This is a genomic window from Xanthomonas sp. NCPPB 1325 (assembly GCF_041477645.2).
In the GTDB taxonomy this organism is placed as follows: domain Bacteria; phylum Pseudomonadota; class Gammaproteobacteria; order Xanthomonadales; family Xanthomonadaceae; genus Xanthomonas; species Xanthomonas cannabis.
Window position 1 is genome coordinate 311,414 of sequence record NZ_CM192985.1, and the last position, 24,700, is coordinate 336,113.

General features: G+C 66.1%; 24 protein-coding genes. 13 read left to right on the forward strand and 11 right to left on the reverse strand.

The features are described from left to right. Positions 1 to 120 precede the first annotated feature (120 nt). Complete coding sequence (locus tag ACCQ10_RS01310; RefSeq protein WP_372363027.1) at positions 121 to 1,317, forward strand: putative peptide maturation dehydrogenase; 1,197 nt, start codon at positions 121 to 123, stop codon at positions 1,315 to 1,317. A gap of 294 nt (positions 1,318 to 1,611) precedes the next feature. Here ACCQ10_RS01310 and ACCQ10_RS01315 read toward each other — a convergent pair whose 3' ends face one another. From ACCQ10_RS01315 to ACCQ10_RS01330, 4 genes are all read right to left on the reverse strand, one after another. Next, positions 1,612 to 3,699 carry a S9 family peptidase gene (locus ACCQ10_RS01315; protein ID WP_372361954.1) on the reverse strand — a complete coding sequence of 696 codons (2,088 nt, stop codon included), beginning with the start codon at positions 3,697 to 3,699 and terminating at the stop codon, positions 1,612 to 1,614. 99 nt (positions 3,700 to 3,798) lie between these two features. After that, positions 3,799 to 5,826: an acetyl/propionyl/methylcrotonyl-CoA carboxylase subunit alpha gene (locus tag ACCQ10_RS01320; protein ID WP_372361955.1), complete on the reverse strand. Its 2,028-nt coding sequence runs from the start codon at positions 5,824 to 5,826 to the stop codon at positions 3,799 to 3,801. A gap of 239 nt (positions 5,827 to 6,065) precedes the next feature. Further along, positions 6,066 to 7,676 (reverse strand): carboxyl transferase domain-containing protein, encoded by a 1,611-nt coding sequence (locus tag ACCQ10_RS01325; RefSeq protein ID WP_372361956.1) that lies wholly within the window; start codon positions 7,674 to 7,676, stop codon positions 6,066 to 6,068. Positions 7,677 to 7,686: 10 nt separating this feature from the next. Beyond that, positions 7,687 to 8,850 (reverse strand): isovaleryl-CoA dehydrogenase, encoded by a 1,164-nt coding sequence (locus ACCQ10_RS01330; RefSeq protein WP_372361957.1) that lies wholly within the window; start codon positions 8,848 to 8,850, stop codon positions 7,687 to 7,689. 128 nt (positions 8,851 to 8,978) lie between these two features. On the opposite strand from ACCQ10_RS01330, the gene ACCQ10_RS01335 reads away from it, so the two are divergent. The 3 genes from ACCQ10_RS01335 (at position 8,979) to ACCQ10_RS01345 (ending at position 10,575) form a co-directional block, all read left to right on the forward strand. Next, positions 8,979 to 9,596 carry a TetR/AcrR family transcriptional regulator gene (locus tag ACCQ10_RS01335; RefSeq protein ID WP_372361958.1) on the forward strand — a complete coding sequence of 206 codons (618 nt, stop codon included), beginning with the start codon at positions 8,979 to 8,981 and terminating at the stop codon, positions 9,594 to 9,596. An 86-nt stretch (positions 9,597 to 9,682) separates the two neighbouring features. Then, a complete protein-coding gene (locus tag ACCQ10_RS01340; protein ID WP_039406735.1) occupies positions 9,683 to 10,057 on the forward strand; it encodes a hypothetical protein in 375 nt (124 codons plus the stop codon). Next, positions 10,054 to 10,575 (forward strand): RES family NAD+ phosphorylase, encoded by a 522-nt coding sequence (locus tag ACCQ10_RS01345; RefSeq protein WP_372361959.1) that lies wholly within the window; start codon positions 10,054 to 10,056, stop codon positions 10,573 to 10,575. The genes ACCQ10_RS01340 and ACCQ10_RS01345 overlap by 4 nt, the downstream gene beginning before the upstream one ends. A 12-nt stretch (positions 10,576 to 10,587) precedes the next feature. Here the strand turns inward: ACCQ10_RS01345 and ACCQ10_RS01350 are convergent, their stop codons facing one another. The 4 genes from ACCQ10_RS01350 to ACCQ10_RS01365 are packed head-to-tail and all read right to left on the reverse strand — an operon-like array spanning position 10,588 to position 13,514. Then, positions 10,588 to 10,923, reverse strand: a complete 336-nt coding sequence (locus ACCQ10_RS01350; protein ID WP_372361960.1) for a DUF3325 domain-containing protein — start codon at positions 10,921 to 10,923, stop codon at positions 10,588 to 10,590. Then, the gene (locus tag ACCQ10_RS01355; RefSeq protein ID WP_355606585.1) at positions 10,920 to 12,536 is read right to left on the reverse strand and encodes a PepSY-associated TM helix domain-containing protein; all 1,617 of its coding nucleotides are present in this window, start codon (positions 12,534 to 12,536) and stop codon (positions 10,920 to 10,922) included. The genes ACCQ10_RS01350 and ACCQ10_RS01355 overlap by 4 nt, the downstream gene beginning before the upstream one ends. Next, positions 12,533 to 12,844 carry a DUF3649 domain-containing protein gene (locus ACCQ10_RS01360; protein WP_047694447.1) on the reverse strand — a complete coding sequence of 104 codons (312 nt, stop codon included), beginning with the start codon at positions 12,842 to 12,844 and terminating at the stop codon, positions 12,533 to 12,535. Before ACCQ10_RS01360 ends, ACCQ10_RS01355 begins: the two co-directional genes overlap by 4 nt. A 25-nt stretch (positions 12,845 to 12,869) precedes the next feature. Continuing rightward, positions 12,870 to 13,514: a DUF4198 domain-containing protein gene (locus ACCQ10_RS01365; protein ID WP_372361961.1), complete on the reverse strand. Its 645-nt coding sequence runs from the start codon at positions 13,512 to 13,514 to the stop codon at positions 12,870 to 12,872. Positions 13,515 to 13,795: 281 nt separating this feature from the next. Between ACCQ10_RS01365 and ACCQ10_RS01370 the strand changes: the two genes are divergently transcribed. Beyond that, positions 13,796 to 14,314, forward strand: a complete 519-nt coding sequence (locus ACCQ10_RS01370; protein ID WP_039412147.1) for a c-type cytochrome — start codon at positions 13,796 to 13,798, stop codon at positions 14,312 to 14,314. A 278-nt stretch (positions 14,315 to 14,592) separates the two neighbouring features. After that, complete coding sequence (locus tag ACCQ10_RS01375; protein ID WP_372361962.1) at positions 14,593 to 16,311, forward strand: ExeM/NucH family extracellular endonuclease; 1,719 nt, start codon at positions 14,593 to 14,595, stop codon at positions 16,309 to 16,311. A gap of 42 nt (positions 16,312 to 16,353) precedes the next feature. Here the strand turns inward: ACCQ10_RS01375 and ACCQ10_RS01380 are convergent, their stop codons facing one another. After that, positions 16,354 to 16,737 carry a MerC domain-containing protein gene (locus tag ACCQ10_RS01380; protein WP_372361963.1) on the reverse strand — a complete coding sequence of 128 codons (384 nt, stop codon included), beginning with the start codon at positions 16,735 to 16,737 and terminating at the stop codon, positions 16,354 to 16,356. Between the two features lie 61 nt (positions 16,738 to 16,798). Here ACCQ10_RS01380 and ACCQ10_RS01385 point away from each other — a divergent pair, with 61 nt between their 5' ends. Continuing rightward, positions 16,799 to 18,124, forward strand: coding sequence for a GTP-binding protein (locus ACCQ10_RS01385; RefSeq protein ID WP_372361964.1), 1,326 nt, complete (start codon positions 16,799 to 16,801; stop codon positions 18,122 to 18,124). 65 nt (positions 18,125 to 18,189) lie between these two features. Here the strand turns inward: ACCQ10_RS01385 and ACCQ10_RS01390 are convergent, their stop codons facing one another. After that, positions 18,190 to 19,071, reverse strand: coding sequence for an EamA family transporter (locus ACCQ10_RS01390; RefSeq protein ID WP_228313314.1), 882 nt, complete (start codon positions 19,069 to 19,071; stop codon positions 18,190 to 18,192). A 66-nt stretch (positions 19,072 to 19,137) separates the two neighbouring features. On the opposite strand from ACCQ10_RS01390, the gene ACCQ10_RS01395 reads away from it, so the two are divergent. From ACCQ10_RS01395 to ACCQ10_RS01415, 5 genes are all read left to right on the forward strand, one after another. After that, positions 19,138 to 19,800, forward strand: a complete 663-nt coding sequence (locus ACCQ10_RS01395; RefSeq protein ID WP_372361965.1) for an alpha/beta hydrolase — start codon at positions 19,138 to 19,140, stop codon at positions 19,798 to 19,800. 78 nt (positions 19,801 to 19,878) lie between these two features. Beyond that, positions 19,879 to 20,973, forward strand: a complete 1,095-nt coding sequence (zapE, locus tag ACCQ10_RS01400) for a cell division protein ZapE (RefSeq protein ID WP_372361966.1) — start codon at positions 19,879 to 19,881, stop codon at positions 20,971 to 20,973. Between the two features lie 292 nt (positions 20,974 to 21,265). Continuing rightward, positions 21,266 to 21,724 (forward strand): MarR family winged helix-turn-helix transcriptional regulator, encoded by a 459-nt coding sequence (locus ACCQ10_RS01405; RefSeq protein ID WP_166743551.1) that lies wholly within the window; start codon positions 21,266 to 21,268, stop codon positions 21,722 to 21,724. Between the two features lie 95 nt (positions 21,725 to 21,819). Further along, positions 21,820 to 22,248 carry an organic hydroperoxide resistance protein gene (locus ACCQ10_RS01410; RefSeq protein WP_104580196.1) on the forward strand — a complete coding sequence of 143 codons (429 nt, stop codon included), beginning with the start codon at positions 21,820 to 21,822 and terminating at the stop codon, positions 22,246 to 22,248. A gap of 165 nt (positions 22,249 to 22,413) precedes the next feature. Further along, the gene (locus ACCQ10_RS01415; protein ID WP_372361967.1) at positions 22,414 to 23,115 is read left to right on the forward strand and encodes an alpha/beta fold hydrolase; all 702 of its coding nucleotides are present in this window, start codon (positions 22,414 to 22,416) and stop codon (positions 23,113 to 23,115) included. A gap of 142 nt (positions 23,116 to 23,257) precedes the next feature. Here the strand turns inward: ACCQ10_RS01415 and ACCQ10_RS01420 are convergent, their stop codons facing one another. Continuing rightward, entirely contained in the window at positions 23,258 to 24,055 is a 798-nt protein-coding gene (locus ACCQ10_RS01420; protein WP_372361968.1) for a DUF2884 family protein, read from the reverse strand. A 212-nt stretch (positions 24,056 to 24,267) separates the two neighbouring features. Here ACCQ10_RS01420 and ACCQ10_RS01425 point away from each other — a divergent pair, with 212 nt between their 5' ends. Further along, the gene (locus ACCQ10_RS01425) at positions 24,268 to 24,684 is read left to right on the forward strand and encodes a hypothetical protein (RefSeq protein ID WP_039412119.1); all 417 of its coding nucleotides are present in this window, start codon (positions 24,268 to 24,270) and stop codon (positions 24,682 to 24,684) included. Positions 24,685 to 24,700: the final 16 nt, after the last annotated feature.

A 24,700-nucleotide genomic window follows, 5' to 3' on the forward strand; every position in this document is an offset into this window, starting at 1 on the left:
ATCGGCCGAGCTCGCGCGGGCTTTAGCGCCAATGATGAAAAAACTTAAGTTGTACCTAAAACCGACGATAGTGTCTTGCGTACAGACACGCGAGGTATACGTGAGCAGGAGGAAGGGCGGATGCAGGTAAGGCGCTGTAGCGTGGTGATGCTGGAGCCTCGCGAGACTGTGGAATTCGAACTGCGAGCGCTTCTCACAGGTGGCAATGGATTGCGTCGCCAGATGGTGTGGTTCGCCTTAGCCCCCCATCTGGATGAGGCGGTGAAGGTCACACCGTGTGAATTGAAATTGCTGGGCGTGCTTAGCCCAACCGAATGGGTCGACAGCGCATCGCTCGATGTGGACGTTTCAGTCATCCAAAGCCTGTTGAAGGCGGGTTTGGCGTTGGAGCGTGCCGACGAAACGAGTCCATCTGCTCTGCGTGATGCACGCTTACGTGCCGCGCACTGGCATCCACTTGGTGCCACTCTGCATGCCTTCACCCGCTGGGATGGCGTGGATGCTGTAAAAAATATGCGCGATTCCGGAACGGAAACAGCACTGCAGATGCGGGAGGTGCTCGGTATACCCCCACCGGAGTTCACGGCTTTGGCCGAGGATGTGCAGCTTTTTGAGCTGCCACACTCCAGCGCTACGGAGTTTGACGTTTTGCTGAGCCGTCGCGTGACGTGTCGAAACTTTGATACTGCCCAGGCCCTGACCCTGGAGCAGTTTTCGCATGTGATGCAGCGCGTGTTCGCAGCCCAGGCCCAAATGCGCGTCGGTGCTGATCTGGTTTTTCTCAAGAAAAGTGTGCCTTCAGGCGGAGGCCTGCATCCAATCGATGCCTACGTTATCATCCAGCATGTGGAGGGCGTCGATCCCGGGCTCTATCACTATCGATCAGACACACACGCGTTGGCCGCTGTTCCTGATGTAAAAAAGCTCACACGGGACTTCGTGATGGAATGTGTTGGTCAGCAACATTGGTTTGCCGACGCACATGTACTGATCGCCCTCGTCCCCCGCTTCGATCGCACCTTCTGGAAGTACCGTCAGCATGCAAAGGGATACCGGGTGGTAGCAATGGAGGCTGGGCATCTCTCTCAGACGCTCTATCTTGCCGCAACAGATCTCGGCTTGGGCGCCTTCATCACTGGTGCTATCAACGAGAAGCATTTGGAACGGGCTTTTTCGCTGGATCCTACCGTACAAGGCGTAATGGCCATTTGTGGTTTTGGCCTACGCGGAAAGCGGATGGAAACCGCCGAGCTGGATCCGGAAGGCGTGATATGGCGACTTCCGGAGGTAGGAGCTCAACGCTACCAAGACAATTGACGAAGATGTGCGGCTTCGGTCGGCTTTTCCATCGAAGAAGATAGTCGCTGGGAGCCATCCTCTGCTCGGTGACTACGGGTGCGCTACTGATTTTTCAAGTGATGCAGCGATAGTCTTGCACGATGACGTCTGATGCCAATGCGTTGCAAGGCTGCAAGAGCGACGTTTTAAAGACACATACGGCATCTTCTAATTGGCAAGTGTTACGAAGAAGGCCGGCGTAATCCTTGCCGGCCTCTTTCGGATCGGATGTCAGTGCAGCTTAGGTGTGCTGCACTCCTGTAGCGTTGCGCCCTACTGCCGAATCGCCTGCGTATGTGTCTTCAACGCATCGGGCAGGCCGTTGATCTTGTCTGCGCCCTCCGGGACGGTGATGCTGGAGCCGTCGAAGTCTGCGCCGATCGGTTGCGCGCGGCCGCCCAGGCACTGGCTGAGGAAGCCTTCGGTCACCGCGTTGAAGGCCTTGCTGTTCTCGGGGCGACGGAAGCCGTGGCCTTCGTCCGGGAACAGCACGTAGGTGACCGGGATGTTCTTGGCCTTCATCGCGTTGACGATCTGGTCGCTTTCGGCCTGCTTGACGCGTGGGTCGTTGGCGCCCTGGCCGATCAACAGCGGTTTGCTGATCTTGTCGACATGGGTGAGTGGGGAGCGTTCGGTCAGCCATTGCTTGCCGGCCTCGGTGGCCGGGTCGCCCATGCGGCGGGTCAACTGTTTGTAGAAGCTGGCCCAGTACGGCGGCACGGTGCCGAGCAGGGTGTTGAGGTTGGCGGGGCCGACGATATCCACGCCGCACTTGAAGGCGTCCGGGGTGAAGGTCATGCCCACCAGGGTGGCGTAGCCGCCGTAGCTGCCGCCCATGATGGCGACATCCTCGGGCTTGGTGACGCCTTGCTTGACCGCCCACTGCACCGCATCGAGCAGATCGTCGTGCATCTTGGCGGCCCACTCGCCGTTGCCGGCATTGGTGAATGCCTTGCCGAAGCCGGTGGAGCCGCGGAAGTTCACCGACAGCACCGCATAGCCGCGGTTGGCCAGCCATTGCTCGTAGGGGCCGTAGCCGTAGCTGTCGCGTGCCCACGGGCCACCATGCACGAACAGCACCAGCGGTACCGGCTTGTCCGCCTTGCCGTCGTGATTGGCGTCGGCTTCAGCGGGCAGGGTGAGGTAGCTGACCAACTTGAGGCCATCGCGTGCAGTCAGTTCCTGCGGCCACATCGGTACCAGCGGCTTGCCCTCCAGCGCAGGCCGTGCGGAGAACAGCTTGGTCAGCTTGCCGCCATCGGCGCGATCGTAGCGGTAGTAAGTCAGTGGCGTTTCTGCTGCCGAATAGCCAACGATCCAGATGCGGTCGTCGAGCGTACGTGCGGCAACGCTGGCATCGCCTGCGCCCAGGGATTTGAGTTTCTGCAGGTCTGCCGCAATGCCGGTATCCAACGCCTTCCACTCTTCGCGCAGGTAGTCGGTCGATACCGCCTGCACCACGCCGGTCCTGGGGTCGTTCAAGGTGGCACCGACGTCGGCGCGCGGGCTTTCGAACAACAGTGTGCGTGCGTTGCTGGCGGTGTCGATGGCGTACAGGGCGGCGGTATCGCGATTGCGCGAATCCTGCATGTAGAGCGTCTTGCCGTCGTCGGTCAGCCCGTCGGGCAAGGTGTTGGTGACATCTTCGAATGGAATGCGGTCCACAGGCTTCCAGCCCTTGCCATCGGGCACCAGCAGTTCCCGGCCGGCGTCGTCGGTGGCACGCGTGGCGTAACGCAGCTGGAAGTTTCCATCCAGCAGATAGGAGTCCAGGCTGTCGGTGTTCTTCTGCACCAGGGTGCGCTTGCCCGAGGCCAGCTCCACCCGGTACAGGTCGTGCCACTTGGCGTCGCGGTCGTTCATGCCGACCATGATGGTGTCCGGATGCTGCGCGCTGACGCGGTACACCTCGGCATTGGTCTTCTTGAACGGGGTCAGGTCCTTGCTGCTGCCATCGGTCAGGTTGACCGAGAACAGATGGAAGTCTTCATCGCCGCCGGTGTCGCGCAGATACAGCAGCGTGTTGGATTGGTAGGTCCAGAAATAGGAGCGGATGCCGCGCGCAGTGTCCTTGGTGATGGCGCGCGCCTGGTCCGGTGCATCCACTGGCGCCACCCAGACATTGAGTACGCCATCCAGCGGTGCGACCCAACTGAGATACTTGCCGTCCGGGCTGATGCTGACATTGGCGCGCTCGGGATTGCCGAACAGCGCCTCGCGGGTGATCAGTTCAGGGGGCGCCGTGGGCGCTGCCGCTGCGGGGGATGCTGGCGGTGTGGCCTTGTCGGATGCGGGAGCGGTCTTGTCGCTGCAGGCAGACAGCGCCAGCAGCATGCTGGAAGCAAGGAGCAAACGTTGCATGAAGCCTCCGGTGGGTAGACGGCCAGTCCGGCCGAGTGCCCACGCTAGGGGCAGCGCCTGCGCCAGCGGACGTGCCGTTGGTCACGCTCCCATGCGGCACTACGCAGATGCGGACACAAATTCCACCAGGGCGACACCGTCGGCCACCAGATCGCCCTCGGCCACCAGGTAGGCCTTGACCATGCCGTCGCCGGGCGCGTGCAGGGTGTGCTCCATCTTCATCGCTTCCAGCACCACCAGCGCCTGCCCGCGGGTGACCGGCTGGCCCACCGCCGCCGCCAGCGACACGATGCGCCCGGGCATCGGCGCCGTCAGTCCGCCGGCCTCGTGCGCGGGCTGGTCCGCGTTCTCCAGCGCATCGTGGTGGCGGAACATCGCGCGCTGCGTGGAGCCGATCACGGTCACCGTATTGCCGTCGCGCAGAAGCCGCGCACGCCACTGCCGGCCATCCATGTCCACGCGTACGTCATGGTCGTGGGAGTGGTGGCGCAGGTGATGCGTCTGGCCGGCATGGGTGACCTGCCAGCCATCGGTGAGCCGACGCACGCCCAGCGTGCGATGTTCGCCCGCTGCCTCCAGCTGCACGGCACGCGCCGCATGTGCGCCGATCCGCCAGCCGTCGGCGGTCTGCCATGGCGAAAACGGATCGGCAGGATCGGGCGCAGGCTGCAGCGCTGCTTCGGCGATCGTGACCGCAGCCAGGCACCACCAGGCATTCTCGGGGACGGTGGCGTCGGCAAACAGCGCAGCGTGTTCGCGCTCGATCAGCCCGGTATCCAGATCGGCCGATGCGAACGCGTGGGTGCGGATCAGGCGTGCCAGAAATGCGCTATTGGTGGTGACGCCGACCGCATGAACCTGTGCCAGCGCAGCGTGCATGCGTGCCAGTGCCGCAGGGCGGTCGACATCCCAGACGATGAGCTTGGCGATCATCGGGTCGTAGTACGGGCTGATGCTGTCGCCTTGCTCCACGCCCGCATCGATGCGCACGTGCGCGCTGGTGGCAGGCATCTGCAGCTGGCGCAAGGTGCCCGTGGAAGGCAGGAAGCCGCGCTCGGCATCTTCGGCATAAAGGCGCGCTTCCAGCGCATGCCCGTGGATGCGCAACTCGTGCTGGCGGCGCGGCAGCGGTGCGCCTGCGGCAACCTGCAATTGCCACTCGACCAGATCGGTCCCGGTGATCAATTCGGTCACCGGGTGCTCCACCTGCAGCCGGGTGTTCATTTCCATGAAATAGAAATCGCCCTCCGGCCCGGCGATGAATTCCACCGTTCCCGCGCCCACGTAACCCACCGCGCGTGCGGCATCGACCGCTGCCTTGCCCATCGCTGCGCGGCGCTCCTCGGTCATGCCGGGCGCGGGCGCTTCCTCCAATACCTTTTGATGGCGGCGCTGTACCGAGCAGTCGCGCTCGAACAGGTACACCACCTCGCCATGGGTATCGCCGAAGACCTGGATCTCGATATGGCGCGGGCGCTCGACATATTTTTCCACCAGCACATGGGCATTGCCGAACGCCGACTGCGCTTCGCGCTGGCAGCTGGCCAATGCATCCTCGAACGCGGCGCTGGCATCGACCCGGCGCATGCCCTTGCCACCACCACCGGCGCTGGCCTTGATCAGCACCGGGTAGCCAATCGCACCGGCCTGCGCACGCAGGAACGCCGGTGCCTGTTCGTCGCCGTGGTAGCCCGGCGTCAGCGGCACGCCGGCGCGTTGCATCAATGCCTTGGCCGCGCTCTTGTCGCCCATCGCGCGGATCGCAGCGGCCGGGGGCCCGATGAACACGATGCCGGCCTGCGCGCAGGCGTCGGCAAAGTCCGCGTTTTCCGAGAGGAATCCGTAGCCCGGATGGATCGCCTGCGCACCGGTGAGGCGCGCTGCCTCCAAGATCGCTTCGCCACGCAGATAACTCTGCTGCGCAGGCGCCGGACCCAGATGCACCGCTTCATCGGCCAGGCGCACATGCCGCGCATCACGATCGGCATCCGAATACACGGCCACCGTGGCGATGCCGAGCGTGCGACAGGTGGCGATCACCCGGCAGGCGATCTCGCCGCGATTGGCGATCAGGATCTTGTCGAAGGGCGCTTGCGTTGCTGCGGCGATAGGGTCGCGCTGGGTCATCGGATCAGTCTCTGCACGTCGCCGTAGCGGCGGGTCGTCTTACGAAGATAAATGGCTTGTCTGTTTGCACATGTACATCGAGCGCGAGCAGGTTGGTTGGCACACGGCGCGGTGTTGCTGCAAGCCAACTGCGCAAACCTCCACGATTGCCGGCCCGCATATCACAACCTCACTCCACAGCTGCACATCGGAGGCGGGCGCCGCAGCAGGCACAAGTGCGGCTGCAGTGCTCCCTGTACTCACATGCGAAACACGCCAAAGCGCGTGGGTTCGATCGGCGCGTTCAGGGCTGCCGACAAGCCCAGGCTCAGTACGCGCCGGGTATCGGCCGGGTCGATGATGCCGTCGTCCCACAGGCGTGCGCTGGCGTAGTAGGGGTGGCCTTGCTGTTCGAACTGCGCGCGGATCGGCGCCTTGAACGCGTCTTCTTCTTCGCCCGACCATGCCCCGCCCTTGGCCTCGATGCCGTCGCGGCGCACCGTCGCCAACACGCTGGCGGCCTGCTCGCCGCCCATGACGCCAATGCGCGCGTTCGGCCACATCCACAGAAAGTTCGGCGAATACGCGCGGCCGCACATGCCGTAGTTGCCGGCACCGAACGAGCCGCCGATCACCACGGTGAACTTGGGTACCTTGGCGCAGGCCACCGCCATCACCAGCTTGGCGCCGTCCTTGGCGATGCCGCCGTGTTCGTACTTGCGCCCGACCATGAAGCCGGTGATGTTCTGCAGGAACACCAGCGGAATGCCGCGTTGTGTGCACAGCTCGATGAAGTGCGCGCCCTTGAGCGCGGACTCGGAAAACAGGATGCCGTTGTTGGCGATGATGCCCACCGGGTAGCCATGCAGATGCGCAAAGCCGGTCACCAGGGTGCTGCCGTAGCGCGGCTTGAATTCGTCCAGGCGTGAGTCGTCGACGATGCGCGCGATCACTTCGCGCACGTCGAACGGCTTGCGCGTGTCGGCAGGAATCACCCCGTACAGCTCGTCGGCGGCATACCGCGGCGGCACCGGCGTTTGCAGTGCCAGGGAAGCAGGCGGCTTGCGCCAGTTGAGCTGCGCGATGATGGCGCGGACGCGTGCCAGTGCCTGCAGATCGTTGTCGGCAAAATGATCGGCCACCCCGGAGATGCGCGTATGTACATCGGCACCGCCAAGCGCTTCGGCAGTGACTTCTTCGCCGGTGGCCGCTTTCACCAACGGCGGGCCGCCGAGAAAGATGGTGCCCTGCTCGCGCACGATCACCGTCTCATCGCTCATTGCCGGCACGTACGCACCGCCGGCCGTGCAGGAGCCCATCACGCAGGCGATCTGCGGAATGCCGTTGGCCGACAGGTTGGCCTGGTTGTAGAAGATGCGCCCGAAGTGGTCGCGATCGGGGAATACTTCATCCTGCAGCGGCAAGAACGCGCCGCCGGAATCGACCAGATAGATGCATGGCAAGCGGTTCTGCTGCGCGATGTCCTGCGCGCGCAGATGCTTCTTCACCGTCATCGGGTAGTAGGTGCCGCCCTTGACGGTGGCATCGTTGGCCACGATCACGCACTCAACGCCAGACACGCGGCCGATACCGGCCACCACACCTGCACACGGCACCTGGTCGTCGTACATGCCGTGCGCGGCGAGCGGTGCGATCTCCAGCAGGGCGCTGCCCGGATCCAGCAGCGCATCGATCCGGTCGCGTACCAGCAGCTTGCCCCGTGCGGTGTGCTTTGCCCGCGCCGCCTCGTTGCCGCCAAGCGCGGTCTGCGCCAGGGTGCGGCGCAAATCATCGACCACCACGCGCATTGCCGCCGCGTTGGCCTGAAAACTCTCGCCGCTGATCTGCAGCTGGCTGGTGATCACGCTCATGAGGGCTCCGTCAGGCGGTGCGTTCGAACAGTTCGCGGCCGATCAGCATGCGCCGGATCTCCGAGGTCCCCGCGCCAATCTCGTACAACTTGGCGTCGCGCCACAAGCGTCCGGTGGGGTAGTCGTTGATGTAGCCATTGCCGCCCAGCACCTGGATCGCCTGGCCGGTCAGCCAGGTGGCCTTCTCGGCGGCATACAGGATGGCGCCGGCCGCGTCCTGGCGCGTGGTACGCCCGGCATCGCAGGCACGTGCCACCGCATACACGTACGCGCGGCAGGCATTGAGTCCCACATACATGTCGGCCAGCTTGGCCTGCATCAACTGGAAGGTGCCGATCGGCTCGCCAAACTGCTTACGCTCGTGCACGTAGGGCAGCACCACGTCCATGGCTGCGGCCATCAGCCCCAGTGGCCCGCCGGCCAGCACCACGCGTTCGAAATCCAGCCCGGACATCAGCACGCGCACGCCACCGTTGAGGGTGCCGAGCACGTTCTCGGCCGGCACTTCGCAATCGGTGAACACCAGCTCGCAGGTATTGGAACCACGCATGCCCAGCTTGTCGAGCTTCTGCGCGGTGGAAAACCCCGGCATGCCTTTTTCGACGATGAAGGCGGTGATGCCGCGCGCGCCGGCGTCCGGGTCGGTCTTGGCGTAGACCACCAGCACGTCGGCATCGGGGCCGTTGGTGATCCACATCTTGCTGCCGTTGAGCACGTAGTGGTCGCCGCGCGCGTCCGCTCGCAGCTTCATCGACACCACGTCCGAACCGGAGCCGGCCTCGCTCATCGCCAGCGCGCCTACATGCTCGCCCGTGCACAGCTTGGGCAGATAACGCTGCTTCTGCCCGGGCGTTGCGTTCTTGCGCAGCTGGTTGAGGCATAGGTTGGAATGCGCGCCGTACGAGAGCCCGATGGCGCCACCGGCGCGGGAGATTTCTTCCATCGCCACCACATGCGCCAGGTAGCCCATGCCGCTGCCGCCGTATTCTTCTTCCACGGTCAGCCCCAGCAGGCCTTGCTCACCGAACAGGCGCCACAGTTGCGATGGAAAGACGTTGTCGTGATCGGCCACCGCGGCGAGCGGGGCGATATGGTGGCTGGCGAACGCCGCAACGCTTTCGCGCAGCAGATCGATCTCTTCGCCAAGCTCGAAATTCAAGGACGGCACATGCATGGAGCAACTCCACAGGGATCGGGACGTGCCGGGTGGGGGCGGGCGGGCCGCGCGGCGTAAGCAGGCAGCCTAGCCGTCCCCGGCAAAAAAGTGAACTAAAATTCAACTATTGAACCCAGACTCACACCATGGCTTATCGACGCTCCGCCCTGATGGAAGAACGCCTGGCCGGCAACCGCGAACGCATCCTGCACGCGGCCCGCGCGCTGATCGCCGAGGGCGGCTACCGCAATGCCCCGATCACCGCGGTGGCGGCAGCCGCTGGCGTGTCAACCGGGCAGATTTATCGGCATTTCCCGTCCAAAGCCGAGCTTTTCGTTGAAGTTTTAAATGCGGCGGTGCAGCGTGAGATGACCATCCTGCGCGCCATTGCCGCCACCGATGCCAGTGCGGCCGAGCGCCTGCGCACCGCCATCGCCACCTTCGTGCGACGCGCGCTGGCCGGTCCGGCGCTGGCATACGCCTTCATCGCCGAGCCGGTGGAAGGCGAAGTGGATGCCGAGCGCATCCGCGGCCGTCGCCTGTTCGGCGAAGTGTTCCGGCAGTTGTTGGCCGAAGGCGTGGCCGCCGGAGAATTTCCCGAACAGTCACTGGATGCCGCAGCGGCCTGCATCGTCGGCGCCTTCACCGAGGCCCTGGTCGGGCCGATCGCGCCCAGTCGCGGCGACCCGCAGCAAGGCGAACAGCTGGTGGAAGCGATCAGCGGCTTCTGCCTGCGTGCGGTAGGGGCGGCCAGGCAGGTCTGACACTGCGCTGACCATGCATCCCGCCGTGCTGGATGGATGCTGATTGCTGTGCATATACTGTGCACGTCACCTGCCCGAGCACACCCATGGTCGCCGTCCTTAATCCCCTCTCCCTGACCGAGCGGTTGCGCGCGCCCGACCGCACCATTCTTTCGCCGGCAGCCATGGCCGGCCTGCTGGAGCTGTCGCAGCAGGAGTTGGCCGAGCTGGCCGGCGTGCATCGCAACAGCCTGCGCGTGCATCCGGAAAGCCCGCGCGTGCAGGAGGTGTTGCGCAATCTCTCGCGGTTGCTGGTGGCGATGGCGCAGATCCAGCCGGACGAACACCAGGTGGTGTTCCATCTGAAAAACACCCCGATCCCCGTCTTCGAGTTCGCCACCCTGCTGGAGGTGGTCAAGCAGGGACGCACCGACGATGCGTTGACCTATCTGCGTACCGTCGCCTCGGGGGCAGCCGGTTGAAGCTGAGCGCTCCGGCGCACTGCACGCTGTATCGCGCCTTCACTCCGCGCTGGGCCGCCGAACCCCTGAGTGGTGCCGGTGCGGCGCGCTCGGGCGGGCGCTTCAATCGTTTCGGTCAGCCGGCGCTGTACCTTTCGCTGCAACTGGACACGGCGGCGGCCGAATACGCACAGGCCGCCCCGTTCCTGCCGCCGTTCACGCTGGTCAGCTACGCGGCCGAGTTGCCGGCGCTGGCTGATTTGCGCCTGCTCGATGCCAGCTGGGACGTGCTCTGGGCCGACTGGACCGACGACTGGCGCAAGGCCCTGGTCACCAAGGTCGAGCCGGTGAGCTGGGTGCTCGGCGACCTGCTGCGCGAGGCGCAGATTCCCGGGGTGATCTTTCCCAGCCTGGCAGCGCCGGACGGGATCAACGTGGTGCTGTTCCTGGACATGCTGCAGCCCGAGCAGGTGCTGCGGGTGCTCGACGATGGCCGGCTGCCGCGCGATGGGCGCAGCTGGGGCGATCCGCCGCCATGATCCGCCGCGGTCTCAGCCCATCAGCAGGTGCGCGGCGCCAGCCAGCACCGGCACGGCGATGGCGGCCGGCAGCACCGCGCCACGCCGATAGGGCAGCAGCCACAGTGCCAGCACCGTCGCGGCGGCAGTCAGCGTTCCCAGCCACAGCACCGGGCCGATGCCCCACCCCTGCGCGCGGACCGCCAGGCCAAAGGTGAGCAGCAGCAACAGCCAGCCGATGCTGCGCAACTGCCGCGTGCGCGCAGCGCCCAGGCTGCGGCCACGCAGCTCGTGCTGGTGTTTTTCCATCGCCAGGCACAGCGCTGCGAAGCCGGAAAAATTCAACGCCAGCAACAGCATCACGCTCATGCACTTTCCTGCAGCGGTACGCTGTTTTGCGCCGGGGCGGCGACCGTGGCACGCGCACGTCGGGCAGCCGCGGATTGCGGCGCTTTCCAGTGCTGCAAGCGCCAGCCGGCAATGCCCAGGCAGATACCCAGGCCCAGGCAGACCAGATCGACGCCGGCCAGCATCCATTGGCCGGACGGCAGCGTCACGCCCAGATGCACATCGGTGGTGATCGCGTTGAGCAGCGGCACCAGCGCAAACAGGGCGCCGCCCAGGTACAGCTGCCAGCTCCACATTGCGCGGCGCGGCCAGACGAACGCAGCCAACAACGCGCTGGCCCAGGCGGCAAAGAACAGGTTCGCTTCCATCGCTGCGCGCGCTTCCAGCGCCACCGGCAACAACCGGTTTGCCCAGAAGAAGCTGGCAAAGGCGATCGGCAGCCCGGCCACGGTGCCGATGTTGAGCGCGTCCACCAGGCGCAATCCAAACCCGATGCGTCCAGCCTTCAGGTGCTTGGGGCGTTCCTTCACCGCCCACATCACCACGCCGCTGGCCACCATCAGGCAGCCAAGCAGGCCGGAAGCAAAAAACAGCACCCGCAGCCACGGACTGGCAAAGTGCGCGATGTGCAGCCCCACCATCACCCCGCGTGTTTCGCTCGCGCCGCCGGGCACGCCGCTGCGCTGCAGGCGCGTGCCGGTGAGGCCGTCGTACAGGATGGAGGGCGCGGTGCTGGACAGCTGCGCGGCCAGTTGGCTGACGCCGACTGCCGCATGCGCATCGTTGGGCAGCGACACCGCCACGTTGCCGATCTCGCCCCCGCGCAGGTCGCTGCGGGCGCGCACCACAAACTGTTCCAGCGGCAGCATGTGCGCCGGCGTGCCGGCCGCCTGCCGGGTGTCGGCCACGCGGTTGGCCGACTCGTCGTAAAAGCGCATCTCGTCGCTGGCATAGCGTGCCTTGATGCCCCACGGCAGGTACATGAACATCAAGGTCACGATGCCGGTATAGGTGATCATCGCGTGGTAAGGCAGCGCGGTCACTGCGCTGACGTTATGGAAGTCCAGCCACGAGCGCAGGCCCTTGCCCGGGCGGAACGTGAAAAAGTCCTTGAAGATCTTCTTGTGCGTGATCACGCCGCTGATGATGGCCACCAGCATGAACATCGCGCAGAACCCGACGATGTAGCGTGCCCACATCACCGGCAGGTAATGCAGGTCGAAGTGCAGCCGGTAGAAGAAGTCGCCGCCCAGCGTGTCGCGCGCGGCGATCTCCTTGCCGGTGGCCGGGTCGATGATGGCGTTGCCGTACATCTCGCGGCGACTGGCCGGTTTGCCGTCGGCCGGCGCCGGGTTCTGCCAGTACATGCTGACCACCGGCGTCCGCGCGTCAGGCAAGGTGATGTTCCAGCTCACTGCGTCTGCTGCATGGGTCTGCAGATACTGCTCGGCGCTGCGGACGGCGGCCTCGCTGCTCACCGTGGTGGTGGGCAGTTCCGGGCGCATCCAGCGGCTGATTTCATCGCGGTAGTAACTGGCGGTGCCGCCCATGAAGATCAGTAGCAGCACCCAGCCGACCAGCAGGCCGGTCCAGGTATGCAGCCATGCCATCGACTGGCGAAACCCCTGCTTCATGCCGCTCCCCGCTGCAGCCAGGCCGCCAGCGCGAACATCAGCGCCGCCGGGACCGCGATTCCCGCCCAGGCCCGCCACACGCTGGCGGTGGCAAATGCCCACAGCGGCGCGCAGGCGCATACCACGATGCCGACCAGCATGCTGGTCAACACCGCTTCACTGCGCGGCATCGGCAGGACCAGGGCCAGCAACAGGTTGGTGGCGCTGGCCAGCGCATAACCGCCAACAATCGCGGCCAACGTGCGCGCCAGCACGCCCAGCCACGGGCGCCTGAACCAGGGAAGCGACAGGTGTGGGGCGCTGGACATCAGGCAAGCGTTGGAGGTGGCCGGTTCATTCGGCGACGAAGGTCAGCGTGCTGATGTGGTGCACCAGCGTCACCTGCTTGCCGGCGAGCTCGCGCTTGACCGGCTCCTTGTTGTTCACTACCAGGATGTGGCGACCGGGGCGCAGCTTGGGCAGGGTGACCTGGCCCTTGGCGTCGGAGGTCAGCGTCTTCTGCCACTTCTGCGGGTCGATCACGGTGACCTCGGCCTTGGGCAGCGGCTTGTTGCGATACAGCACCGTGAGCGTGTTGCTGTTGGCGGTGGTGGGCACCAGTTCCAGATCCAGCTTGGCCGACGGGGTCGCGCGGCCGGCACGGGCGTAATAGCTCACGGTCTCGAAGCCGCCGGCTTCACCCTTCCACGGCTCGAACACGCTGTCGTCGCTCAACCAGGCATCGCCCGCCCCAGACAGAGGTGCAGTCAGGAACTCGCTGCCGCGTTGCAGTGCACCGGCCTTGCCGGCAGTACCGAACACGGTCGGCTTGACCACGCGCTTGATCTCGTCCTGGCCGTGATCGAGCGTTTCCTGCGCCGGCTCGCCGAAGAAGATGCGCACCGGGCCGCTGCCATCGCGTTCGATCCAGATTTCGTGGGCCTGGGCGGACAGACTGAGGCTGGCCAAGGCCAGGCAGGACAGCAGGAAGGATTTCATCGGGGCGACTCCTGGTAACGGGACCGGGCGAGGCGGCAGGCGCGTCCCCGTGGATTGATGGGAATGATACGCAATTCCGTCGGGCCAGACCAACGCGCCATGCGGCATTGCGGCAATTTGCCGGCAGGCGCGAGCGTGCCCGTGCGCAGGAACCATATCCGGGTGGGGCAGGCTGCACATTGGCTGCAATCACTGTCACGCACGCTGGTCAGACTGGCAGGAACTGTGCTCTATACTCCGGCGCTAGCAGAGGTCTTCGACCAACAGCCAGGGGTGAGCGCGTGCGGAATTACGACCTCGAGTTCCTGAAAAAATTCTCGATGGTGATCGGATTACTGGTAGTGATCACCCTGGGCCTGATCGCCCTGGCAGCGTATTTGCAACGCGCCATTCCCGACGAGGTCTCGCCGACCGCCGCCAAACGCGTGCAGCAGCGCATCGCGCCGGCCGGCGCGGTCTATGCCGGCACCACCGGTGCGGCGGCGCAGGCAGCCGCCCAGGCGGCAGCGCTGGCCAAGGCCTCATCGCAGTCGGCCTACGGTGGCACCACCGACGGCAAGACCATCTTCGACAACCTGTGCACCGCCTGCCACACCACCGGCGTAGGCAAGGCGCCGACGCTGGACCACTCGCACTGGGATGCGCGTATCGCCCAGGGCAAGGACACCTTGTACAAGCACGCGATCGAGGGCTACACCGGCCCGGATGGCGGCATCATGCCGCCCAAGGGCGGCAATCCGGCGCTGACCGAAGAACAGGTGCGTGCAACGGTGGACTGGATGCTGGGCAATCTGAAGTAAGGTCGCTGTGGGGCATCGCGGGGCGTGGTGTGCCGTTGGCGCTCCTGCACCGCCAATCGCCAGCGTTGTCCGTTGCTCGAGCGGATGCGTCGCCTGCAGACCCTGGTGCGGGCAAGGGCAGCGGCGTGTCGATGCAGCACACTGGTCGCATCGCGTGTCCCGTAAAGAACACGCCTGGCGGCACGTCACTGCGGTTTGTTAGCCTGTTCCCGCGCTTCACCCCTCGCGCCGCCTTCCGGGCGGCGCTTGCGTTTGATCATCCCATCTGGAGTCGTTCGATGTCGCATCGCCCGCTGCTTGTGCTCGGTCTGGCCGGTCTATTGGCGCCACTGCTTTGCAGCGCTGCCGACGGTGCCGCGCAGCGGCTCTCGATTGCCGACGTGCAGGGCGAGGACACCCGCAGCCCGTACGATGGCCGGGCGGTCGAGGTGGAAGGCATCGTCACGGCCGACACGCGGGCGGGCCTGGCCGGCCTGTTCGTGCAGCAGCCGGGCGTCGAGCCGCGGCGCTCGCATGGGCTGTTCGTCACCGGTGCGGGCAATGCCGAGGTGGCGGTGGGCGACCGCGTGCGCATCGTCGGCACGGTGCGCGAGGTCTCGGCAGGTGGCGAAGCGAGTCTGACCACGCTGGAGGCCAGCAGTATCGAGCGGCTTGCCAGCGGCCAGCCGGTGCCGGTGCGCATGCTCAGCGGGCCACCGGCCAACTGGGAAGCGCTGGAAGGCGAGCACGTGCGCATCGCCGCGCTGACGCTCAACGGCAGCGATCGCCTGGACGCCGACGGCGAGCTGGTTGCCGCGTTCGGTGGGCGGCTGTGGCAGCCGAGCGAAGTGGCGGCGGCCGGCACCCCGGCCTTCGCCCAGGTGGAGGCCGATAACGCGCGTCGCCGCGTGTTGCTGGACGATGCCCGCAACGGGCGCAGCCCCAAGCAGGTGTCCTACCTGCCGGCCGATGCGGCATTGCGCAGCGGCAGCCTGCTCAAATCGGTCGATGGCATCGTCGATCAGCGCTACGACGGCCGGTACCGCATCCAGGTGCTCACGCCGCTGGCCGTGCCGGCCATGCCCACCTCGGTGGCGCCACAGGTGGGTGGCGACCTACGCATCGCCTCGTTCAACCTGGAGAATTTCTTCAACGGCAATGGCCGCGGTGCCGGCTTTCCGACCAAGCGCGGCGCACGCACGCACGAACAGTTCCAGGCGCAGCTGGCCAAGCTGGTCGCCACCATCGTGCCCTTGCACGCCGACGTGGCCGCGCTGATGGAGCTGGAAAACGACGGCAGCGGCGCCGATACGGCGGTGGTGCAACTGGTGGCTGCGCTCAACGCCGCCGGCAAGGACAAGGATTGGCAGTTCGTCGATACCGGCAGCGGCCCGGGCGATGACGCGATCCGGGTCGGCATCGTGTACCGCAGCTCGCAGGTGACCCCGGTGGGCAAGCCGGCCACGCTGACCGGCGGGCCGTTCGAGAACCACAGCCGCGTGCCGCTGGCGCAGGCGTTCCGCAGCACGCGCGGGGCGACCTTCGTGGTGGTCGCCAATCACTTCAAATCCAAGGGCTGCGGCTCCGCCAGCGGCGCCGATGCCGACCAGCGGGACGGCCAGGCCTGCTGGAACGCCACCCGCACCGAATCGGCCAAGCGCCTGCACCAATGGCTGCAGACCGACCCCACCGGTGCGCAGACCAAGCTGGCCGTGCTGCTGGGCGACTTCAACGCCTACGCGATGGAAACGCCGATGCGCAGCCTGCGCGCCAGCGGTTGGCAGGACGCGTTTGCGGTAGCCGGGGTGAAACAGCCTTACAGCTACGTCTACGACGGCATGAGCGGACGCCTGGACCACGCGCTGCTCAGCCCGGCCATGGCCAAGCAGCTGCGCGGCGCGGTCGAATGGCACATCAATGCCGATGCGATGGACGAGGCCGGCTATGCCAAGCGCAATCTGCCCGGCCCGTGGCGCAGTTCCGATCACGACCCGGTATTGCTGGGCTTCTCGCTGTAGCGCAGGCCGGGGATCGAGGTGGCGCGGTGATCGCTCCTGCCGCTAGCGCGCGCAGTTTCCGTGTTGGCGCCGCAGCCGCAGATTCACCAGGTGGGTGCTTGCCAGCAGCAGGCTGCCGACGACGGTGATCGGTGTTTCCCACGCGCCGGCAAGACCGCTCGCGCCGAGCACCAGCCCGGTCAGCCCGCAGATCGCCAACACCCAGACCGGTGGCGGCAGCGCGTGCCGGCGGTGGGTGCTCCACAACGCGTAGCCGCTGAGCGGTACCGCCGCCGTGGCAAACACCACATGCACCCATTCGGCCCGGCTCCAGGCGCCCAGCAGTGGCAGCGCGGCGGCCAACAGCGGCAGGGCAAGGCAATGCAGCAGGCACAGCCCGGACAAGGCGATGGCCGAGCTGTCCAGCAGGGAAGTGGTGGCGCGCATCTACGGTGTCCTTTCGGCAAAGTGTTATATAGTAACACTTTATCTCAGCCAGGCCTTCAGGATGTCCCTGTCCCCCAAGCGTGATTCGCGTCTGCCCGTCACCGTGTTGTCCGGCTTTCTGGGCGCCGGCAAGACCACCTTGCTCAATCGCATCCTGCATAACCGCGAGGGCCTGCGCGTGGCGGTGATCGTCAACGACATGAGCGAGATCAACATCGATGCGCAGCTGGTGCGCGAGGGCGGCGCGGCCTTGCGGCGCACCGAAGAGACGCTGGTGGAATTCAGCAATGGCTGCATCTGCTGCACCCTGCGCGATGATCTGCTGCAGGAAGTCCGGCGGTTGGCCGAACACGGCGGCTACGACTACCTGCTGATCGAATCGACCGGCATCGCCGAGCCGATGCCGGTGGCGGCCACCTTCGCCGTGCGCGATGCCGATGGCTTCAGCCTGTCGGATATCGCCCGTCTGGACACTATGGTGACCGTGGTGGATGGCAGCCGTTTTCTGCAGGACTTCGGCTCGGCCGCGACGCTGGCCGAACTGGGGCAGCAGGCCGGCCCGGACGACACGCGCGGGCTGGTGCAATTGCTCGGCGAGCAGGTGGAGTTCGCCGACGTGCTGGTGATCAGCAAATGCGACCGCATCGACCCGGCGCAGCTGCAGCGCCTGCGCGCGGTGCTGCGTGCGCTCAATCGCGAGGCGGCGATCGTGGATGCGGCCCATGGCAATGTGCCCTTGCAGCAGCTGCTCGATACCCGGCGCTTCGACTTCACCCGTGCGCAGCTGGCGCCGGGGTGGATGCAGGAACTGCGCGGCCAGCACACGCCGGAAACCGAGCAGTACGGCATCAGCAGTTTCGTGTATCGCGCACGTCGGCCGTTCCACCCGCAGCGCTTCGCGCGCATGGTGGGCAGCGGTCTGCCGCAGGTGATTCGCAGCAAGGGATTCTTCTGGCTGGCCAGCCGTATGGACTGGGTGGGCGAATTGTCCAGCGTCGGTGGCGCCACCCAGACCAGTGCGGCTGGCTTCTGGTTTGCCGCACGCCATCGCGTGGATGCGCAGGCGATCGGCCAGCCACAGCAAACCAGCATCACCCCGCTGCCCTACACCGATATCGGCTGGCAGCGGCAACAGACGCACTGCTGGAGCGCGCCGCTGCCGCAGCTGCACGAAGTGGGGGACCCCAAAGAATATGCCGCCATGCAGCGGCTCTGGCACCCGCTGTGGGGCGATCGCCGCCAGGAGCTGGCGGTGATCGGCGTGGACATGGATGCACCGCGCACCCGCGCGGCGCTGGATGCCTGCCTGCTCAGCGACCAGGAACTGCGACAAGGTCCGGCACACTGGCAGCTGTTGGATGACCCGTTCCCGCACTGGGAGCGCTAAGCCCGGCGTGCTGGCGCATGACGCGCACGGCCATCGTGCACGTCATCACGCCACGACGCGCTGCGTCAGCGTGAGCCCCACGCGATCACTGCGATCGCCACCACCGCCAATGCCAGGCCCACGCGGGTCCAGCGTGTGGTGCGTTCGCCAAAGACCAGCATGCCGACCAGCGCGCCGAGCACCACCACACCGATGTTCATCGCTGCAAACACCGTGGCAGGGCTATGCGCCAGGTGTTGATGCGCACGCACGTAGAACAGGATGTTGCCGAAGTTGAGCACGCCCAGCAGCAAGCCGGCGGCGATGCTGGGCAGGTGCAGGCGATGACCACGTCGCACGCGCAACACCTGCGCGCACAGCAGCAGCGCAAAGGCGAGGGCAAAGCACAGCGTCAATGCAGTGAGCGAGGGCGTGCCCGACAGCGCGATGGTCTTGAGCAACACATCGATCAGCGCAAAACCGGCCCAGACGCCCAGTAGCCATGGCCACGCGCGTGCCTGCACCAGCGGTTCCGACACGGGCTCGACCGCAGGCGCTGCGCGCGGGCGCTGCACGATGCCGACGATGGCCAACACGCCGATGCCCAGGCCTGCCAGTTTCCAGACCCCGGCGTGCTCGCCGAATACCGTGAATGCGGCTGCAAGCGACAGCAGCAACGACAGCCGCTGGGCCACATCGGTACGCACGATTCCGGCCACCCGCACCGAGCGCGCCAACACCAGGAAAATGCCTGGTAACGCGACTGCCAGCCCTAGCAGCGCGAGCCATGGCGTGCCGGGTGCATGCAGGCTGGCAAACGACGGCTCGAGCAGTCCCACGGCCAGCACGCTGGCGGTGGCGTAGTTCCAGGTGATGGCCTGAAAGACGTCGATGTCGCGACGCGGTGCGAGCTTCAACAACACCGACACCAGGACACTGCAAATGACGGCAAACAACAGAAAATGCATGGGCAACGCAACGAAGTGTGCAGGCAGGGCGATGAACGCGGCCAGCGGGGCGGCTATTATGAGGCCATGTCCAATCCCCCATTCCCCACCGAATCCGCAGCGCTGACGCTGGGCGGGCCTGTCGGTCCGCTCGATGTCGCGGTGGATCTGCCCGACGCGGACGTGGCCGTGCAACCGGTCACCGCCATCGTCTGCCACCCGCTCTCCACCGAGGGCGGCAGCATGCACAACAAGGTCGTCACCATGGCCGCACGCGCGCTGCGCGAGCTCGGCATCACCGTGGTGCGTTTCAATTTCCGCAGCGTCGGCACTTCAGCCGGTGTGTTCGATCATGGCAATGGCGAGCAGGACGACCTGCGCGCAGTGGCCGAGTGGGTACGCGCGCAGCGGCCGGACGACACGCTGTGGCTGGCCGGTTTCAGCTTCGGCGCGTATGTGTCGTTGCGCGCCGCCGGAGCGCTGGCGCCGCAGACGTTGATCTCGATCGCACCGCCGGCGGGGCGCTGGGATTTCAGTGACATGCAGCCGCCGGCGCAGTGGCTGGTGATCCAGGGCGATGCCGACGAAATCGTCGACCCGCAGGCGGTGTACGACTGGCTGGACACGCTGGAGCAGCAGCCCGAGCTGGTGCGCATGCCCGACACCAGCCACTTCTTCCACCGCAAATTGATCGACCTGCGCGGTGCGATCCAGCATGGTGTCCGGCGCTGGCTGCCGGCCGCCGTCTGACCGCGGCATGGACCACGCGTATCGCCTGGCGATGCGCCGTTGAGCGGGCAGGGCAGCAGCCGGCCCGCGGAGAATGCAATGAGTGAGATGACCCCGTCGCAGCGCTACGCCGCCGGCGTACAACGTGGCGACTGGCGTGCCGACCCTGCCCAGCAGGCGGCCCTGGCGGAACTGGACCGTATCCACGAGGCGCTGGTGGACAGCGCGCAGGATGGTTGGCTGGACCGGCTTTCGGCCTTCTGGAAGAAACCCGAGCCGGTGCGCGGCCTGTATTTCTGGGGCGGAGTCGGGCGCGGCAAGACGTTTCTGGTCGATCTGTTCTACGACGGCCTGCCGATCAGGCAGAAGTACCGCACCCATTTCCACCGCTTCATGCGTGGCGTGCACGAGCAGCTGCGCGAGCATGCCGGGCAAAGCGATCCACTGGCCAAGATTGCCCAGCAATGGCGCGAAAACCTGCGCGTGCTGGTGCTGGACGAATTCTTCGTCACCGACATCGGCGATGCGATGTTGCTGGCGCGCCTGCTCGAGCGCCTGTTCGCCGAAGGCGTGACGCTGGTGACCACCTCCAACACCGCGCCGGAAAATCTCTATGCCAACGGATTGCAGCGCGACAGCTTCATGCCGGCGATCGGGTTGCTGCAGAAGTTCTGCGTGGAGCTCTATGCCGAAGGCACCGAGGATTACCGCATGCGCGCATTGACGCGCTCGCCGGTGTACCGCGCGCCGCTGGACGCGCAGGCCGACGACTGGCTTGCGCAACGTTGGGGCGAGTTGAGCGGCAATGCCGAGGCGCGCGCGGGCAATATCGAAATCGAATCGCGCAAGATCCCGGTGCGCGCGCGCGGCAAGAGCATCGCCTGGTTCGACTTTGCCGCGCTGTGCGAAGGCCCGCGCGGACCCAGCGACTACATCGAGATCGCGCGCGAATTCACCACCGTGTTGCTTGGCGGCATCCCGCACTTCGACCGCATCAATGAAGACGCCGCGCGTCGCTTCGTCAACCTGATCGACGAGTTGTACGACCGCCACGTCAATCTGGTCTGCACCGCGCAGGACGCGCCGCCAGACCTGTACAGCGGCCAGCGCCTGGCCGGCGCATTCGAGCGCACCGCCTCGCGCCTGATCGAGATGCAGAGCGCGGACTACCTGGCAACGGCGCATCGGGCGTGAGTTGATGGCGTGACAAGCGCAGGCCACAGGAGCATTGCGCCGATTGCGTTGCTGCCAGGTTCTTGCAGCTGCCGGCGTCATAGCCGGCAGCTCTTTCACCAGGGGCGAGGCCTCCCTTCAAGTGAAGCGCTCTGAGGGTAGCGGTAAGGTCGCGCAGCCGATGGCCGGCGATGCGATCCCGATTATTTATCGCTCGGAGGGCTGTGCTGCGGACTGCGGCAAATCGTGGCTGTGTTAATCGCCTGCGTAAAATCGCTTGCTATTGAATAGCGCGCTATGTAAAGTGCAATCCATGGACACCGCCGCCACCACCGCCCGGACAGACGCGCTGCTGCAGCTCGACAACCAGCTGTGCTTTGCGCTGTATTCGGCCAATCTGGCGATGCACAAGCTCTACCGCGGGCTGCTGAAGGGGCTGGACCTGACCTATCCGCAGTACCTGGTGATGCTGGTGCTGTGGCAGACCGACAGCCGCAGCGTGTCGGAGATCGGCGAGCGCCTGCACCTGGATTCGGCCACGCTGACGCCGCTGCTCAAGCGGCTGCAGGCCGCCGGTCTGGTGACGCGCACGCGCGCTGCCGTCGACGAGCGCCAGGTCATCATTGCGCTGACCGATGCCGGCCGCGCGCTGCGCAGTAAGGCCGGTGGCGTGCCGGAGCAGGTGCTGTGTGCGTCGTCCTGCTCGTTGGATGAACTGGTCCAGCTCAAGCAGGATTTGGAAAAGCTACGCGCCAGCCTGGGCGTGGGATAAGGCGGGTCGTGCCGCTGCCACCGTCTGATACATCGCACCCTATTAAATAGTTACCGATTCACTCACCGCGCATTGCGCTCATCAGGAGAACCACCATGGCCTCACCCGAAAAGATCCTCTACACCGCCCACGCCACCGCAACCGGCGGTCGCGAAGGCCGTGCGGTGTCCTCAGACAGCGCGCTCGATGCCAAGCTGTCCACTCCGCGCGAGCTCGGCGGCGCCGGCGGCGACGGTACCAACCCGGAACAGCTGTTCGCCGCCGGCTACGCCGCCTGCTTCATCGGCGCGATGAAGGCCGTGGCCGCGCAGGACAAGCTCAAGCTGCCTGGTGAAGTCAGCATCGACAGCAGCGTCGGCATCGGCCAGATCCCGGGCGGCTTCGGTATCGCCGTCGAACTGCGCGTGGCCGTGCCGGGCATGGACAAGGCCGAGCTGCAGACGCTGGTCGACAAGGCCCATCAGGTCTGTCCGTACTCCAACGCCACCCGCGGCAATATCGACGTCACCCTGACCCTGGCCTGAGATCGGCCGACGCCGTGCGGCAGACGCATGGCGATGTCAGCAGCGGCCCGGCGCATGCGTCGGGCCGCTGCATTGACGGGGCCGGGTGTTGCCAGGGCTTGGCACACGGCACACTGCAGCAATGACACTGCATCTCTTCCCGGCTTCGGCCGGCAGCGTCGGCGCATGAGCGTCGATCGCCCCACACTGTTGCTGCTGCCAGGTCTGCTCAACGATGCCGAGCTGTGGCATGCGCAACGCGAGGCACTGGCCGACATTGCCGATTGCGTGGTCGGCGATCTCACCGGCGCCGACAGCATGCGCGCGCTGGCGCTGCAATTGCTCGCGCAGCTGCCGCCGCGTTGCGCGGTGGCGGGTTTTTCGTTGGGTGGCTACGTGGCGCAGGAATTGCTGCGCGTGGCGCCCGAGCGGGTGGAGCGCCTGGCCTTGCTGGATACCTCCGCACGCGCCGACACGCCCGAACGCCTCGCGCAGCGACGCGCGCAGGAAGCCAGCGTGCTTGGCGGCAAGAGCTTTCATGGCTTTGGCGAGCGTTTGCTGCGCCACTACGTGCATCCCTCGCGCTGGCACGACCAGGCGCTGCTCGCGCGCGTGCGCGGCATGACCGGGCGGTTGGGCGTGGATGTGTTCGTGCGACAGAACCGCCTGGAGCGGCAGGACGGACGCGCCCTGTTGCGCGCCTACCCTGGGCCGGTGCTGGTGATGTGCGGGGAAGACGATGCGATCACCCCGCCAGCCCTGCACGAAGAGATGGCCGCACTCGCTCCACAGGCACAGCTGGTGCGGCTGCCCACATGCGGGCATCTGTCGCCACTGGAACAACCGCAGGCGGTGTCGCAGGCGCTGCGGTACTGGCTGGCGCGCTAGCTGATCGTGCAGCGCCGCTTCAATCGCTCAGCCGGCACCTGCGGAATGTGGCCTGCGCAAGCCTCATGTGACATGGGCGCTGCGGCACCCCGGCAGCAATATGATCGGCGCTCGGAACACCGCCTCTTGCCGACCTGACACTTCAGCGCACGAACGTCGCCACCACGCTGCCGGATGCGGCGGCGTCTTCGTCCTGCGGATGGGTGTTGAGCTCGAGCATCTGCAGGCGTTGCCCGTCGATGCGGTACTCCAGCGCCTGCTGGATGGCGTATAGCGCCTGTGCCTGCACGCAGACCGCTCGCGCCTGTGCCTCCAATGCCTGACTGCGCTGCTGCATGGTCCGCTCCAGCTGCGCATCCAGCGCCGCGCCACGGCGTTCCAGCTGTCCTGCGCGGCCGGTCATCACCGTCCACAGCACGCTGCGGGTGAGGCTGCCGGCCAGATCTTCGGCCGCAGCGTCGACGCTGGCCTGGAAGCGCGCATCGAACAACTGCTGCTCCCAACGCCCACGTCCCAGGCTGCCATCGACCTGGGCCAGCGCGCCGCTGCGCAGCTGCTCGACCTTGCGCTGCTGGCGCGCGCTACCGGACAGCACATGCACCACACCGCCCAGCGCATCGAAGGTGATGTCGACCACCGAATGGGCAATGCCCGTCACCGCCGGCATCAGCGCGCGGGTGCGTTGTTCGAGTTCGCGCAAGCGCTGCGCATCCGCTGCACTGACCGGCGCCGGCTGGCGGTCCACGTTGAGCTCGCCACCGTGGAAGAAGATTTCGCGCGGGGCGCCCTGTTTGCGGCGCAGCCAGATCCCGCCGCCATCGGCCAGCACGTCGTAGGAGGTGCTGACCTCGCATTGCCGCGAGGACAGGGCCGGCCTGGTCGTCTCGGCCCGCACAGCGCAGCTCGCCAGCAGCAGGATGGGCAGGAGGGCAAGGCGCATGAGGATGGCCGCTGTAGGGGACTGCAGCATCACGCAGCGCCACGCAGGCTGCATGGGCAGGAAGTCAGGGTGCCGGTACGCCGGCCGGTGGTCGCAGGAAAGCGTGAACCGGGTCGAGCATCGGCGCGCTGACGGTTTTCCAACGGCGAGATCACTTGATTCTCACGGCGGATGGTGTGAATTATGTTGCACAGCAGCATCGGAGCTCCGCAATGCTCGATTCACGTATCGAAAAGGTTGACCTGGCGTTGACCGAGATCGCCCAGGACCCATCGGAAAAGGTGGCGCTGTGGCAATGGGCGTGCCGGGAGATGCTGCACGAGACGCTGATCGGCATGCACCAGCTGTCGCACCTGGCCGGCATCGCCCGCCATGTCGCCAACGACTGGCGCGCTCCGGTGGACGTGATTGCGCCGGCAAAGCCCTACCTGGCGGCGTCGGCCTTGGCTGACCGCCGTCTGCCGCAGGTCCTGGACGGCCTGGGCAGCACCCAGGACGACAACGACCGTGCCAACCTGTGGAGGCTGCGCTACGCCAGCTTGATCGCCTCGACACTGCAAGGCATGCAGGCATTGGCCGAGAAGCACCGGATTGATCGTCAGGCCATGGCAATGGGCCAGTTGAACTAGGCAACGGCCACGCCAC